The organism is Kordiimonas lipolytica (assembly GCF_001550065.1).
This window is the reverse complement of sequence record NZ_LRUB01000024.1, coordinates 126465-139913: the sequence shown is the minus strand read 5'-3', so window position 1 is coordinate 139913 and position 13449 is coordinate 126465. Positions and strand designations below refer to the sequence as shown.

The window sequence follows — 13449 nt, the reverse complement described above, 5'->3', positions numbered from 1 at the left end:
CCAGAATATGCTTAATAGCAGGGCTATCAATGATTTTGGGGTCTTTTTTGACGCCCTACAGCGCTTAATCAGGAGTGACGCATGCGCACCGCAACATATGAACGGAAAACCAAAGAGACGGAAATCTCCGTCGAGCTGAACTTGGACGGCACAGGTGTGTACGACGTCCATACCGGCATTGGTTTCCTCGATCATATGCTGGAGCAGCTGAGCCGACATTCCCTGATGGACCTGACGCTCAGGGCCAAGGGCGACCTGCATATCGACGGTCACCACACCACGGAAGACTGCGGCATCGTCATCGGCACCGCGATCAAGCGGGCGCTTGGCGATATGACCGGCATCACCCGTTACGCCAACGCCTATATCCCAATGGATGAGACGCTGTCGCGCGCCGCGATCGATATTTCCGGCCGCCCGTTCCTGGTGTGGAAGGTGGATTTTCCCCGCCACAAGATCGGCGAGATGGACACGGAACTCTTTGAGGAATTCTTCCGCGCTTTTGCGTTCGCGGCAGGCATGACGCTGCATGTGGAAAATCTCTACGGCACCAACAGCCACCATATTATTGAGAGCTGTTTCAAAGCCGTTGCCCGTGCCCTCAGGGCCGCGACAGAGACCGACCCGCGCAAAGCCGACGCTGTGCCTTCCACCAAAGGTACGCTGGGCGGCAGCCTTTAAACCAGCCGGAGCAGATCTGATGCCAGACACCGTTGCCATCATCGATTATGGCTCGGGCAATCTCCGTTCCGCGGAGAAAGCCTTTGCGCGCGCAGCCAAGGATAGCGGCCTTGAGCGCACCATCACCGTCACCAGCGACCCGGATGTGGTGGCAAAAGCCGACCACATCGTCCTGCCCGGCGTGGGCGCATTCGGCGATTGCCGCAAGGGACTGCTGGCCATAGACGGCATGCGCGAGGCAATCAACACCCGCGTTCACCATGAGGGTCGCCCCTTCATGGGTATCTGCGTGGGCATGCACCTGCTTGCGAAAGAAGGCCACGAGCACGGCACCCACAAGGGCATGGGATGGATCGACGGCAATGTCGAGAAAATGACGCCGGATGACCCAAGCCTCAAGATCCCGCACATGGGCTGGAATGTGGTGGAACTGACAGACGCTGGCCTAAAGCACCCGGTAGCGGGTGCGCTGGAGGCGGGCGACCACGCCTATTTCGTCCACAGCTATCATATGGTGCTCGAGAGCGACGACTCGCTCCTCGGGTTCACGCGTCATGGTGGCCGCGTGACCGCCATAGTGGGGCACGACAATATCATCGGCACCCAGTTTCACCCTGAAAAAAGCCAGCGTGTGGGGCTGAAACTGATCAGCAGCTTTTTGGAGTGGCGACCATGATTACCGTTTATCCAGCGATTGACCTTAAGGACGGCAACTGCGTGCGCCTTTATAAGGGCGACATGGAGGCCGCGACTGTCTTTTCAGACAATCCGGCGGCGCAAGCGCGCGAATTTGTAGACACGGGCTGTCCCTGGCTGCATCTGGTGGATCTCAATGGCGCTTTTGCGGGAGAGCCCGTGAATGCCGCTGCCGTAGACGCCATTCTGGCGGCTGTTGACGTGCCCGTGCAACTGGGCGGCGGCATTCGCGATATCGCAACCATGGAGCGCTGGCTGGAAGCCGGTATCTCGCGCCTGATCCTGGGGACGCTTGCGGTCAAGAACCCCTCGCTCGTCAAGGAAGCTTGCAAGCTGTTCCCCAGCAAGATCGCCGTGGGCATCGACGCCAAGGGCGGCATGGTTGCCGTTGAAGGCTGGGCCGAAGCATCGGAACTTGAAGTCACGGAACTCGCGCTTAAGTTCGAGGACGCGGGCGTGGCCGCCATCATCCACACCGATATCGACCGCGACGGCACGCTGACCGGCGTAAACGCCGAAGCGTCATCAGACCTCGCGAAGGCCGTTTCGATCCCGGTGATCGCCTCAGGCGGCGTCAAGGACATTGACGACATCCACCGCGTGGCAGAGGTGGGCAATCTTGAAGGGGTTGTGACCGGCCGTGCCATTTATGACGGCCGACTGGACCTTAAGGAAGCGCTCAAAGTCGCGAAAGGCGGTGCTTGATGCTGAAAGCACGGATCATTCCCTGCCTGGACGTGAAAGACGGGCGCGTGGTCAAGGGTGTCAATTTCGTCGATCTTGTTGACGCCGGCGACCCGGTGGAGCAGGCGCGGGTCTATGACGCCGCGGGCGCCGACGAGCTCACGTTCCTCGATATCACCGCCAGCCACGAGGACCGCGGCATCCTGCTGGATGTCGTAAAGCGCACGGCGGAAGCCTGCTTCATGCCGCTGACAGTCGGCGGCGGCGTGCGCACGGAAGACGATGTCCGGCAACTGTTGCTCGCAGGTGCGGACAAGGTGTCGCTGATGACGGCCGCGGTGAACAACCCCGGGATCGTCAAGGAACTCGCCGAAAAATTCGGTTCCCAGTGCATTGTCGTGGCCGTGGACGCCAAGGAAGTCGCACCCGGCAACTGGGAAGTGTTCACCCACGGCGGCCGCACGCCAACCGGCATTGACGCGGTTGAATATGCCAAACAGGTGGCATCGCTCGGGGCGGGTGAGATCCTCTTAACCAGCATGGACCGGGACGGCACGCGCGAGGGCTTCAACATCGAGCTGACGCGCGCGATCTCTGACGCCGTGAATATTCCGGTGATCGCCTCGGGCGGCGTCGGGAACCTCGATCATATGGTGGAAGGCATCCGCGACGGGCACGCCTCTGCCGTGCTTGCGGCCTCGATTTTCCACTTTGGCCACTATACGATTGCCGAGGCCAAGGCCCATATGGCGGCGGCAGGCATTCCGGTAAGGGAGACAGTCTTATGACCAGTGCACTTGATATGCTGCTTCGGCTTGAAGAAACGCTTGAAGAGCGCAAATCGGCTGACCCGGATACAAGCTATGTGGCCAAGCTCTATAAAAAAGGCCCCTGCAAGATCGCACAGAAGGTGGGCGAAGAAGCGGTTGAGACCGCTATGGCTGTGGCGATGGACGATGATATCGGCATCATCAACGAAAGCGCCGACCTGATGTTCCACCTGATGGTGCTCTTGAAATCCCGCGGCTACAAACTTCAGGATGTGGCGCTTGAACTCGCGCGCCGCGAAGGCCTGTCGGGGCTTGAGGAAAAAGCAAGCCGGGAAGGTTGAACTAGGTAGCCCTCTGGCCCATGCCAAAGACATCAGTCAGCCAGAAGCGCTAACGTTATATAAAACGTGCTCCAAAGTAGCTGGTGTTCGCTCCCTCCAAGAGACAACCTCTATGGCAGTGGCCTTTAGGCGGTTGCCAGCAACTCTGACAAGCCTTCGGAAAATTACGAACGGATTACCTGTTGGCAACGATCAATAGCGGATCGCCGGTGCCTCTTAGCGGACAATATTCTCAAGGTGGGGTTTGGGCTTTTAGGCCGCCAGGGAACATTCCAGCCTTTCAATGAAAGCCAAGCGTCGGAACACACTCGCTGGAGCTGCTGCGAGGCTTCATTTTACGCGTCATCAAATGCGTTCTCAATTTGCCACTTTTCAATTTCATAACGAACTAACTGGTCGCGAGACCTTGACACGCATTTTTTTCAAAAAAATTTATTAATACAATCAATAAGATAGCGGGATTTTTTATCCAGTCCGACTAACCAAGGGCTGATTCTATCACTTTCCAACCGGTTCTTACATTTCCAGAAGCTAGAATTGGCGTTAGCGAGCACGAAGCTCAACAGTCCAACAGACCAAGGAGTCAGAAACATGCTAACCGTCACCCAACGAATCGCCGAGCGTTTTGAAACTACTAAAGATCAACTCAAGAAAAATCGTCATGCGCAAACTATATGCATGAACCAGATAGAGATATTTAAATGCCCTGCCGCCCAAGAAAATTTGGCGAAGCTGATGGGCTTGGAAAGCACCCTCAAAGCCGACCTCAATGCACTTAGAACCTCCTACATCCAAGTTCAAAACTATGTTCGCTACTATTCACCATTTAAGGCGGAATTTGACGACATCGTCCGCGAAGCTGGGTTCCAGTTGGGGCATTTTCCGTACACAGTTGTTCGAGAAGGAGCCACTGAAGAAGAAATCGAGGAGGCGGTAGCCAACTTCGAGAACTTGGCATGGGCCCGTGCGAGAGGCGCGGATGTGCAGATTACACAGTGCAGCAATGAGACAATCTGGCGATATATCCGCTGTGTCGTAAAGGGTGCAAGAAAAAGCAACCTGAGAGATTTTATAAATCAGGTTATCACGAGGACCGATCAAACCCGTGCGACGTTTCGCTGGACTCGGGCAGCTATAAATTTCTTCCTTGAGATGTTGATGGTATGCGATAGGGCATGCGAGGAGATCTATGATCTTCACAACATGCTCAATAGCGTCAACGCTGGAAAACTCCCCAAAAAACACCAAAAGCAAACCTACATAAGGCGCAAATCTGTGCCAGAAAAAACATATCCACTATTTGAAGACACGCTGATGTCCTTGGGGAGTGACGGTCTCACAGCCGCTATGATTTTCAAATCGACTATTTTCCTGGGCCTTCGGCCCATCGAATGGCAATCCGCATGTCTCGATGAAGACGAGCCTCGTGTTCTCATTGTGAAGAATGCGAAATATAGTAACGGCAGAGCATGCGGAGAGTATCGCTATCTGCACCTGCTCAATTTTGACGACGCGGCATACCAACTGATTAGAGCCACCATCGATGTTATCAGGATGGAGCTGGAGGACACTACGTTCGTCGTCTTCATGGAGCGAATTCGGCGTGCCTTCCGACAGGCTCATCAAAAAATGTCTCCGAAAGCAAAAAAGAGACGCATCACCCTCTACACAGCGCGCCATCAGTTTGCCGCTAATATGAAACGCTATTGGGGCCTTGATGGGAGAGACGCACTCGGAGCACTAATGGGCCACAGCAACGACAATACTGCAGGCTGCCATTATGCACACACAAACCAGGCAATGAAAGGAGGGAGCTTTGGACCTACAGCAGATGGCACAAATGTCCCCTTGCCGGATCAGTCGAATATTGCACAAGTTCGCATCACTAACTGCCATCTGAGGGCTATGGAGTTAGGAGCAAACAACCAATGCAGTCAATCTGCCGACAGCCCGACTTCTGAGTGTACCACATGCGCTTCCAACTCGATGTCGAAGTAACTTGAGCGGAAATGCACCCACACCGCTTCCAAGAAAATCGGCAAAAAGAATGGACTCTGGTCCTATATCTCCTCCAGAAACCCTTACGGATTCTGGAGGAGCAACCAAAGATAAGGCTTAAAGCGCCACCGACCCAAATACCGAAGCAATGCCCTTCCCGAAACTATGGTTGGGGCCGGGCAACAACCTCTACATTATCTCCCGCCTAACCTCTTCAGCTCTCAGCCTTAGCCTTCCCGCATCACCAGTCAAACACTCTGTCGATAAAGGATTTAGGAACTGGTTTCCAGCTAAGATTGCTCTGTCCTTCGGCGAAACGCATGCCTCAGCAGCCACAGCAATGAAGTGCTCACCAATTACATCCAGAAGGCTCTCGATGATACTTATCGCTTGTTCTTCTGATAAAAGAAACTGGTGGGCGGCTTGAAGACAACTGGAAATCCTGCTGGAACGGTCGCTACCTCGTATCAACATAGCCTGTGTTGCCTCACGGCCTGTCCTTGCCTGAGGACAAATATCATATGCAGGAGTGAGACTTAGCCGCTGGCCATCCCAGAAAGCCGCATGATTTCGAGCATGATCATCCGTGTTTCCAACTAGGATATTGAACACTAGTCGTTTAAACAATTCCGCCAACGTTGCTGTGCTGGCGGTGAAATTCCACCGAACCTCTGTGGCAAGGTCCTCATATGAAGCGTACCTCGCATTCAGTTCTGACAGGCCCAAAATCGTGAGGCCTGACACCATTCCCTTACGGGTCCAGCCTCCACTTTGGGCGATACGATCAAAACGCTCGACAAGAAGTACCTGCCGGCCTGCGGCTTCGATCAATTGGACAGGCGCCACAGAAATGCCTACGAGTTCCGCCAGGCGCATGGCAACAAACTCTGCACCTACAACACTATAGAGATCATTACTCGAAGAGAATTTTGCCACATATTTCTTGGTTCCATCAGTGATCAACGCTTTTGGGCGAGCGCCACCTATGGAAGTGCCATGATTTAGCACCTGATCTAATTATAGTCCCGTATCAACCTCGCGACCCGTCAGTCCCGTGCGCTGGTTTATGATAATTCTACGCCCCCAAGCATCAGGGGCAGCGTCCCTGAGACAATTTGCCACCTCGAGGCCCGGCTGTGGGTACCTTGCACCCTGTTTTAAAGGCAACTCTGGTTCATAAATTGAGATTGCGTCAGGGTTGGATAGGTAGGAACGACCATATGTGAAGACCAATTGACGTCCCGCACGGGTAACTTGCCCTGCAACGACAGGCTCAGAGGCTCCGTCCAGCCAGATCCAGACATATGCCTTTTCATAGGTATCAGAAATTGTCATCGATCTTTATCTTCTGCCTACGTGCGCGCTCCGGGAGTAATTCAAGAATTTCTTCTAGGTCCCCATGCAAATCTTCAGAAGATTTTCCGGTTGGAAAAAAAATATTCAAGCCCAATAGGGCCGCAGCTTCGAGATAATGCACTATTTCAACATTGAGCAGCCCATTTTCAATGTTGCGCAGTGTACCCCTGGCAACTCCCAGCCTTTCGGCCAATTCCTGTGCTGGCATCTTCAGCTTGAGCCGCGCAGCTTTAATCGCTTGCAGCACTAACCTTTGCAGACCTACTATAGGGCCGCTTGCTAACCTTCGCCACTCACACACCTCTTGTTAATCTTGCTGATATGGTCAATAAAGTAACCATAAAACAGCTTTATGTTCAATTTATAAGCCATCTTTGAAAATGCCGTACTTACATCCGGCTTTACTCCTTGTAAGCGTAACATGCCCCAGCTATTCCATATAGAAGCTCAAAAAATGAGCAATTTCATTTACCTCACTGGATCCAAGGAACCAATCCACACTTATGCTTCGCACCTAACAGACCTCCGGCTAAGCCAAGAGGGTTTGATTCCAACTTAATGGTACAGGCTAAGTGCGGGCGCCGATTCTACGAATTCGTGCTCCCCGCACCTTAGCCACCCCCCAACCCAGACTTAATCAATGCAGCTGCCGCCCCGGACGAGTTAGATCCCTCAGCGTCAACTTTCCTACCACATGCCTCAAGCTCCTGATATTGCTGCTTTTCTTATAAAACACCCTCAGCATGGAAAGCGTATCCGCCGGAAACTGCTCAATAAGAGCCAAAGGTAGACCTGCGTCTGCTGCAATTGTTCGCTGAAGAGCCCATACAAGATTCTCAACATGTTCCGGCCCTGGCGGTAGCCAATTTAAGATCTGACAACGGGACCGAAGTTGAGGCGTCAGCTTATCAGAAGAGTTAGATGTCAAAATCCAGTTCACAAATGACAAGTTGACCGTACATCCCAACGCCTCATCGAAGTAGGCTCTGGAGGTTTCTGTATCCAGAAACCCAAGAAGGGTATCCTGAACGTCCCCATTCATGCTGCCGCGACTAGCTTTCTCTACTTCATCGATAATGATGACAGGGTTCGGACACTTCTGTTGTGCAATAACACGCACCGGCAGACACGGCTCAGCTGTCGACCAACCCATTGAGGTTCCTTTTAAACTTCTATTGTCTGAATTGCCTCCAACGGAATGCAGGTGGAGCGGCAACTGCAAAAGCGTCGCCAGCCTTTTTGCAAAATATGTCTTGCCCACTCCCGCGCGACCTGTCACCAGAATTGGATCCATTGTCAGGCATGACTGTCCTGAAACAGCCATCAAACCCAGGCTAGAAATCAAATGTTGAAGCTGGCCAGCCATTTGAGGAAATTCCGCCAGCAATTGTTCCCCGACGTCCAAAGGCCTTTTTGCGCCACCGAATGGAAGCGGGTGCTTCAGCGCCTGATAGGTTGGTGACAACTTTACCTTAACGTCGCTGGCTTGTGTTACCAGAATTTGAGCCATGCCGCTAACTGACGAGGCAGAGATAGGTGCGCCATTCTCCAACTCTGTCAATGGTGCTGCTTCATTGCCCGAGCCCAGCGTTTTTTGCTGCCGCGCCTGATCACAAGAGCTTCCCATAGCCCGGCCACGTAAGTGACAGTCCCAGCTGCCCATCAAATCCTCGATGTCGCAGCTTTCGGGCCAAAAGGATTTCCCACGAAGTTCATCAAGCACCTGGATCGGAAAGTATGCGACAGCCTCAACACCACCCGCGGCCGCAAGCATCATCATCAGGATGAAATCATCGTCCCGCTCGTCGATTTGGCCTGTGAGCGCAAGACGCCGCGCCTCCTGCTCAATGTCGGAGAAGCTGCTGTCGGTAGTGAGCTTGATCTTGGAAGAATGCTGTGAAGCAGTAGTGAGATGCTGAATGATCTTATCTTTGGATTCGATATAATCCGCAGGTTCTAGAACCCGCCAGTCCAGTACGTATGCCATGGAAAATGCCCTTGAAGCTGATCGTCAGTGGTGAAGCTGAGAAAGCAGCTATGCCTATTCGCTGGCTCGAATGTGCAAAGGACAAGGTCATCGAGGTTTCCTAGAAGCTCAGGTCAGTTGGTTGGAAAGTGGAAAAGAGAAAGGTGGAGCCAGAAATCAGCCAGGTAATAACAGACCGAGCCATTTGGAGGCTTGAGGCCTCAGGCCGGACACGATTGCTGCGGTGAAGACCAGCCTTAACCGATAGCTTCTTAAGCTGGCGGGCCATCAGCAATCCCTTCTGGCCCCTTTTGGGTCTATAGAGCATGGGTGTAACTCCCTTGTGTGTTTCCCAATGTAGGAGTTACACCATACCCTATTTCGGGGTTTATTGCAAGCATTATCGAGAACAAATGGGGTACAAACTCAATACATGTCCCTTACGAAGCTAAGACGCCACCTCTAGCCTCGCAAGCTCCTGACGATGCTTCTCCATAAGCGCATGCCTGTCCTCAACAAGGGTTCTCATTTCAAAGTCCAACTTCTCAAGGCCTGGCTCCACATCAATGTTAAACACTTCACCTTGATCCGTTGTCGCCGCAACAATCGCCAAGTCATAGCTGTCAAACGGCGCACCAGGCAGGTTCCCCGCTGCCTGAATATCCAAAGCCCACTTCATGAAGTCATGGGTCCGGAAGACTTTCATGGCACCAGCCGGCACATCAATGCGATAGGTATGCAGTTGCTGCATTGGCGTCCTGGTATTGGCGCCCACAGCAATCACCTGCAGCGTAATAGTCGCCAGGTTCTTCTGGGAGCGATTGACAACTCGCACCGGAACAGGGTCATTGCGGCGGCTGACACCCTCTGGAGGGAAGCCAACCTCAATCTGTTTGAGAAAATCCTCGCTGGATTTGGCCTCGTCTTTTAGGGCTTTGATCTTACCGTCGAGCTTCTGAACCCGCTCATCAAAGGCTGCCAGCTCCGCTACGTGCTCCTCTCGAAGCATCCTGGCACCAAGAGGCAAGATATCTTCTGCCGTCAGTCCACTCAGCCACTTCCTGTAAAGCGTGTCCGCATAAAGAGCGCGCTTCTTCGCCTCTTCGTATCTCTTGCGGCGTTCTGTCCTGTAATTAAGCTCTTCCCCCTTGGATAGAAAATTTCCCCGCATCTGTTGTTGGAGCCTGTACTCGTGAAGCTCAAGCATATAGTCCGGGCCCAACACTTGCTTGGCATACCCGTCCAGTCGTTCGTTCCCTGCAGGAAACAAAGCGGCATCAAAAGCGTCAATGACGTTATCGGACGCTGCAATCGCATCAGTGCCAGCCCGGCGCTCAATTACCTTCAGGGCAATGGGTAGTCTCTTGCCATCCAGCTCTGAAGCCACAACGGCTGCAAGGCTGGTTTCAAAGTCTGCACCGTCACTGACGGTCGGTGTATCAGAACCGCAGGCTGTCAGCATTAGCGAAAGCCCGAATACAAGTAGTAGATGGAATTTCATGGAATTCTCCCCAATGAATTAAAACCCTAATATAGGGTACATGAATTTGGGGTACAAGGTTTTAGGGTATAGCAGCTTGAGGGTCACCAACCAATTGGACCCCAACAATGATCGCAGACAAGAACGACCCGAGGTATAAGAAGCTACGAGATTACCTGAAGGAAGAGCGCATCAAGCACGGCTTGCTGCAAAGTGATCTGGCAGAAAAACTCGGGGTTCATCAGCAGATGATCAGCAAGATCGAGAGTGGTGAACGGCGCATCGATGTGGTTGAGTTCATATGCCTTGCGGAGGCGATTGGAATCGGCACACAAGACGCCATGCGTATCTTTGAAAAAAGCTAAAACGGGATATCCGCTAGCTTCTTACACAGCTTCGACTCTCCAATTTGTGGCTTCATCAAGGGCCGAAAAATAATACTTAACAAAATGAGCCCGAACTGCACGCGCAAGGGCTTAGCAACCTTGCTGAAAAGACTAACCCGGAAGATTAGGCAAAGAAGCCCTGAGCGCCCTGCCACAAAAGGCGGGCCGCCAGAAGCGTCAGGATAATATTGAGCCAACGGCCAAAGCGCTCATCCGTTGATTTCACCAAAAAATGACGCCCCACCCAGGTGCCCAGAAAGCCGGTTGCCACCATGGCAACCATCAGCGGCAGATAGGCGCCAAAGGCAAAGCCAAGCACACCAAACACCACGATCTTGACCGTATGCTGGCCCACCATACAGGCGGAAAAAGTACCTACATGGGCCAGACGCGACAGCGAAAACATCTTCACCACCACCGCCACAAACGGCCCGGTAGCCCCAACAAACATGGTCAAAAGCGTTGAAAGCGCGCCGCTAGATCCGACAAAAGCCATACTTTTATGGTCGGCGGACGGCTTGGGCATCGGCCCCCACAAGGAATAGAGAACGAAAAGCCCGAGCACCAGCTGAAGCGTTGCTGCGGGCAGGGCCACAACAATCTGACCGCCGATAAGACCCCCAATCAGACTGCCCATCAGGAAATACAGCACAATCCGCCAGACGATAGCCTCGCGCATCAAATAGGCGCGCCCTGCGTTTGAGCCAAGCTGAACCACGCCGTGCACAGGCACGATGGCAAGCGCCGGCATCACCTGCGCCATCACCGCCAGAAGCGCTACACCGCCGCCAATGCCCATCGAGGCCGACAGGAAGGAGGTAAAGAAGCTCACGCCCACAAGGAGCGCAGCGTCTAGAAAACTGAGGGTGTCTGGCATGATCGTCATGGCGCGCACTCTGCCGAATAAAAGAGCGCTCGGAAAGCGAAAATGAAAGTTCGGACAGGATTTCCCCTTGTGATTGCAGTCGCAGTGATGTTTTGTATGGCCGAACTCAATTGCTGCTGAAGGAGCGTCGCGCATCATGCGGGATTTGTATAACAAACCGGGCCTGGTCGCCGCTGTCATTTTCGCCCTGATCATCGCCACGCTGGTGTTCAAGAAAGTGACGCGCGAAGAAACGCTGATCGTGCCCGTTGAAGACGGTAAAGCACAGACCGGAAACCAGAAAGAAAGCCAGACGCTTTCGGAAGCACAGGCTATGAAGGACGCCGAAAGCGGCTTTTCTCTTTCATTCCCGATGGCATGCAAACTTGGGAAAGATTGTTGGATTGCCCGCTATGTGGACCGAGAGGCTGGCGACGTGGCAGCGGATCACACTTGCGGCTCCAGCACCCAGAACGGCCACAAAGGTACGGATATTGCCATCAGCGACCTGGCGCGCATGAAAGCGGGCGTCTCCGTTCTCGCAGCAGCGCCGGGAACCATCCTTCGCCTAAGGGATGGTGTTGAGGATGCCTCTGTTCGCAAGGCAGGAACAGACGACACCAAAGGCCAGGAATGCGGCAACGGTATCGTGATCGACCACGGTCAGGGCTGGCAGACCCAATATTGCCATATGAAGCAGGGCAGCCTGCGCGTAACGCCCGGCGACACAGTAGCTGCTGGTGATGTGCTTGGCCAGGTCGGTATGTCCGGCCTGACCGAATACCCGCACCTGCATTTCACGACGCGCCTTAGCGGCAGCCTGGTAGACCCATTCGACGGCGGCAAGTTTGAAACCAGCTGCGAGGCCGACGGGCAAAGCCTTTGGGCCGACAAAGTGCCGTACCAGTCGTTCGTGCCGCTGCCTGCTCAATTCAGCACTGAACCCAGGGATCTCGAAAACATGTGGCAGCCAGGCCCCAAGACCATACCGTCGGATAGCGAAGCCATGCTACTGGTTGGGCGCGGCTTCCACCCCCAACGCAGCGATATCTGGCATTTCACCATCACAGATCCGGACGGTAAAGTCGTGCTGGACAATAAAATCAACATGGAAAAGAGCCACCAAGCCTATGTAGGTTTCATGGGGCTCGAGAAACCCGAAGGCGGGTTCAAGCCCGGCATCTGGAAGGGCAGCATCCATGTGGATCACGGCCCTTGGGATGACTATGACCAGATGATCGAAATCGAGGTCACTCCCTAAGGCATGCGCCCACGCCCAAGCGTAAGGTAATGGAAACTGGCCACCATAAGCGCTGCATGAAACAGGGCGGACGGCATGACCATAGCCGTCTCAAAAGACCAGCCGGGGGGCGTCGGCATTAGAAAACGGCCCACGACACTCCCAATAAACGCGCCGGCCAGTCCGGATAGCAGAACCTGCTTTGTCAGGAGTACACCAAAGTGACTACGCCGCCAGTGCATCATCAGGAACACGCCAAGCAGGCAACCACGGGCGCCATAGGCATCCGGGAAAAACCCTTTCGGGCCTAAAATGGCGATGCCAAGAAGCACCAGCATAAGCACTGCGCCCAGGCCATACTCAACCTTACGCGGCATCAGAGCTGGTCCAGCATGATCTTGTTGCCGTCCGGGTCTGTGAGCATTAGGGTGCAGGGCCCTTCGCCTTCCTTTGCCTCCATATCAAGCGCGATACCTGCCGCCTGAAGCGTCGCCTGTACGGCTCGCGCGTCAGCCGGGTTGAAGGTCAGGATATTGGTATCGAACATGCCCTCAAACAGGCCAATACGGCTATTGCCATTTGCCATGAACAGCCACTTGTCCTCTTCCGCGCCGCATTCGACCACAAAGCCAAGGGCTTCATAAAAGGCACGCGATGCCTTCAGGTCCTTGACCGCAAGGCTTGTTGAGCAAAGTCCCAGATCCATGTCGTCCCCTCCACCTTTCATGGCCCCCCATATGCATGGCGGTTAGTTCCATATGAAATTGGCGCCTGTTATGGCCATCCAAAAATGAGAAAATCCATATTTATTGCTGGTATCTAAATACTTGATCTCACGCGCGGCGTAGGTCCTCCTGAGCTGCAGTGATTTATCATGCGATATCGGGCGTATGTATATGTGTAAGCGGTATATCTGCCTAGCAGACACGCACCCGCCTGATCATCGTGATATGATCCAGAACCAACCCTTCTGATCAGTGGATCCG

The 13449-nt window shown here is 53.7% G+C and carries 14 protein-coding genes and 1 pseudogene; 8 read left to right on the top strand and 7 right to left on the bottom strand.

Features of this window, described 5'->3' with window-relative positions; all coding sequences use genetic code 11:
• Positions 1–81 precede the first annotated feature (81 nt).
• The 6 genes from hisB (at position 82) to KORM41_RS12420 (ending at position 5170) form a co-directional block, all read left to right on the top strand.
• Entirely contained in the window at positions 82–681 is a 600-nt protein-coding gene (gene hisB / locus KORM41_RS12445) for an imidazoleglycerol-phosphate dehydratase HisB (protein WP_068148371.1), read from the top strand.
• A gap of 19 nt (positions 682–700) precedes the next feature.
• Positions 701–1357, top strand: coding sequence for an imidazole glycerol phosphate synthase subunit HisH (hisH, locus tag KORM41_RS12440; protein ID WP_068148368.1), 657 nt, complete (start codon positions 701–703; stop codon positions 1355–1357).
• The gene (hisA, locus tag KORM41_RS12435; RefSeq protein ID WP_068148631.1) at positions 1357–2082 is read left to right on the top strand and encodes a 1-(5-phosphoribosyl)-5-[(5-phosphoribosylamino)methylideneamino]imidazole-4-carboxamide isomerase; all 726 of its coding nucleotides are present in this window, start codon (positions 1357–1359) and stop codon (positions 2080–2082) included. Before hisH ends, hisA begins: the two co-directional genes overlap by 1 nt.
• On the top strand, positions 2082–2849 hold the full coding sequence (gene hisF, locus KORM41_RS12430; protein WP_068148365.1) for an imidazole glycerol phosphate synthase subunit HisF: 768 nt from the start codon (positions 2082–2084) through the stop codon (positions 2847–2849). The genes hisA and hisF overlap by 1 nt, the downstream gene beginning before the upstream one ends.
• A complete protein-coding gene (locus KORM41_RS12425; protein WP_068148362.1) occupies positions 2846–3172 on the top strand; it encodes a phosphoribosyl-ATP diphosphatase in 327 nt (108 codons plus the stop codon). Before hisF ends, KORM41_RS12425 begins: the two co-directional genes overlap by 4 nt.
• A 591-nt stretch (positions 3173–3763) precedes the next feature.
• Positions 3764–5170: a site-specific integrase gene (locus KORM41_RS12420; RefSeq protein WP_068148359.1), complete on the top strand. Its 1407-nt coding sequence runs from the start codon at positions 3764–3766 to the stop codon at positions 5168–5170.
• Between the two features lie 189 nt (positions 5171–5359).
• On the opposite strand, the pseudogene KORM41_RS12415 reads toward KORM41_RS12420, so the two are convergent.
• The 4 genes and pseudogenes from KORM41_RS12415 to KORM41_RS12395 all read right to left on the bottom strand — a co-directional run bounded on the left by KORM41_RS12415 (position 5360) and on the right by KORM41_RS12395 (position 9993).
• Positions 5360–6505: pseudogene (locus tag KORM41_RS12415) on the bottom strand (type II toxin-antitoxin system HipA family toxin).
• Complete coding sequence (locus tag KORM41_RS12410; RefSeq protein ID WP_068148356.1) at positions 6492–6773, bottom strand: helix-turn-helix transcriptional regulator; 282 nt, start codon at positions 6771–6773, stop codon at positions 6492–6494. The pseudogene KORM41_RS12415 and the gene KORM41_RS12410 overlap by 14 nt, the downstream one beginning before the upstream one ends.
• Positions 6774–7163: 390 nt before the next feature.
• Positions 7164–8513, bottom strand: coding sequence for an AAA family ATPase (locus KORM41_RS12405; RefSeq protein WP_068148353.1), 1350 nt, complete (start codon positions 8511–8513; stop codon positions 7164–7166).
• Between the two features lie 427 nt (positions 8514–8940).
• Positions 8941–9993: a hypothetical protein gene (locus tag KORM41_RS12395; protein WP_068148348.1), complete on the bottom strand. Its 1053-nt coding sequence runs from the start codon at positions 9991–9993 to the stop codon at positions 8941–8943.
• A gap of 107 nt (positions 9994–10100) precedes the next feature.
• Between KORM41_RS12395 and KORM41_RS12390 the strand changes: the two genes are divergently transcribed.
• Entirely contained in the window at positions 10101–10337 is a 237-nt protein-coding gene (locus KORM41_RS12390) for a helix-turn-helix domain-containing protein (RefSeq protein ID WP_068148346.1), read from the top strand.
• A 145-nt stretch (positions 10338–10482) separates the two neighbouring features.
• Here KORM41_RS12390 and KORM41_RS12385 read toward each other — a convergent pair whose 3' ends face one another.
• A complete protein-coding gene (locus KORM41_RS12385) occupies positions 10483–11244 on the bottom strand; it encodes a sulfite exporter TauE/SafE family protein (protein ID WP_068148341.1) in 762 nt (253 codons plus the stop codon).
• A gap of 136 nt (positions 11245–11380) precedes the next feature.
• Between KORM41_RS12385 and KORM41_RS12380 the strand changes: the two genes are divergently transcribed.
• Complete coding sequence (locus tag KORM41_RS12380; RefSeq protein WP_068148338.1) at positions 11381–12484, top strand: M23 family metallopeptidase; 1104 nt, start codon at positions 11381–11383, stop codon at positions 12482–12484.
• On the opposite strand, the gene KORM41_RS12375 is transcribed toward KORM41_RS12380, so the two are convergent.
• Together KORM41_RS12375 and KORM41_RS12370 are read right to left on the bottom strand one after the other, a co-directional pair.
• Positions 12481–12840 carry a hypothetical protein gene (locus tag KORM41_RS12375; protein WP_068148334.1) on the bottom strand — a complete coding sequence of 120 codons (360 nt, stop codon included), beginning with the start codon at positions 12838–12840 and terminating at the stop codon, positions 12481–12483. The genes KORM41_RS12380 and KORM41_RS12375 overlap by 4 nt on opposite strands.
• Positions 12840–13169 (bottom strand): VOC family protein, encoded by a 330-nt coding sequence (locus tag KORM41_RS12370; RefSeq protein ID WP_068148332.1) that lies wholly within the window; start codon positions 13167–13169, stop codon positions 12840–12842. Before KORM41_RS12370 ends, KORM41_RS12375 begins: the two co-directional genes overlap by 1 nt.
• Between the last annotated feature and the right edge of the window lie 280 nt (positions 13170–13449).

Bases quoted from the DNA above. Each gene is read 5' to 3' on its own strand.
- KORM41_RS12420 (WP_068148359.1), top strand. From the start codon at position 3,764: ATGCTAACCGTCACCCAACGAATCGCCGAGCGTTTTGAAACTACTAAA.
- KORM41_RS12375 (WP_068148334.1), bottom strand. From the start codon at position 12,840: ATGCCGCGTAAGGTTGAGTATGGCCTGGGCGCAGTGCTTATGCTGGTG.
- KORM41_RS12370 (WP_068148332.1), bottom strand. From the start codon at position 13,169: ATGGATCTGGGACTTTGCTCAACAAGCCTTGCGGTCAAGGACCTGAAG.
- KORM41_RS12385 (WP_068148341.1), bottom strand. From the start codon at position 11,244: ATGACGATCATGCCAGACACCCTCAGTTTTCTAGACGCTGCGCTCCTT.
- KORM41_RS12390 (WP_068148346.1), top strand. From the start codon at position 10,101: ATGATCGCAGACAAGAACGACCCGAGGTATAAGAAGCTACGAGATTAC.
- KORM41_RS12405 (WP_068148353.1), bottom strand. From the start codon at position 8,513: ATGGCATACGTACTGGACTGGCGGGTTCTAGAACCTGCGGATTATATC.
- hisF (WP_068148365.1), top strand. From the start codon at position 2,082: ATGCTGAAAGCACGGATCATTCCCTGCCTGGACGTGAAAGACGGGCGC.
- KORM41_RS12395 (WP_068148348.1), bottom strand. From the start codon at position 9,993: ATGAAATTCCATCTACTACTTGTATTCGGGCTTTCGCTAATGCTGACA.
- KORM41_RS12380 (WP_068148338.1), top strand. From the start codon at position 11,381: ATGCGGGATTTGTATAACAAACCGGGCCTGGTCGCCGCTGTCATTTTC.
- hisB (WP_068148371.1), top strand. From the start codon at position 82: ATGCGCACCGCAACATATGAACGGAAAACCAAAGAGACGGAAATCTCC.
- hisH (WP_068148368.1), top strand. From the start codon at position 701: ATGCCAGACACCGTTGCCATCATCGATTATGGCTCGGGCAATCTCCGT.
- KORM41_RS12425 (WP_068148362.1), top strand. From the start codon at position 2,846: ATGACCAGTGCACTTGATATGCTGCTTCGGCTTGAAGAAACGCTTGAA.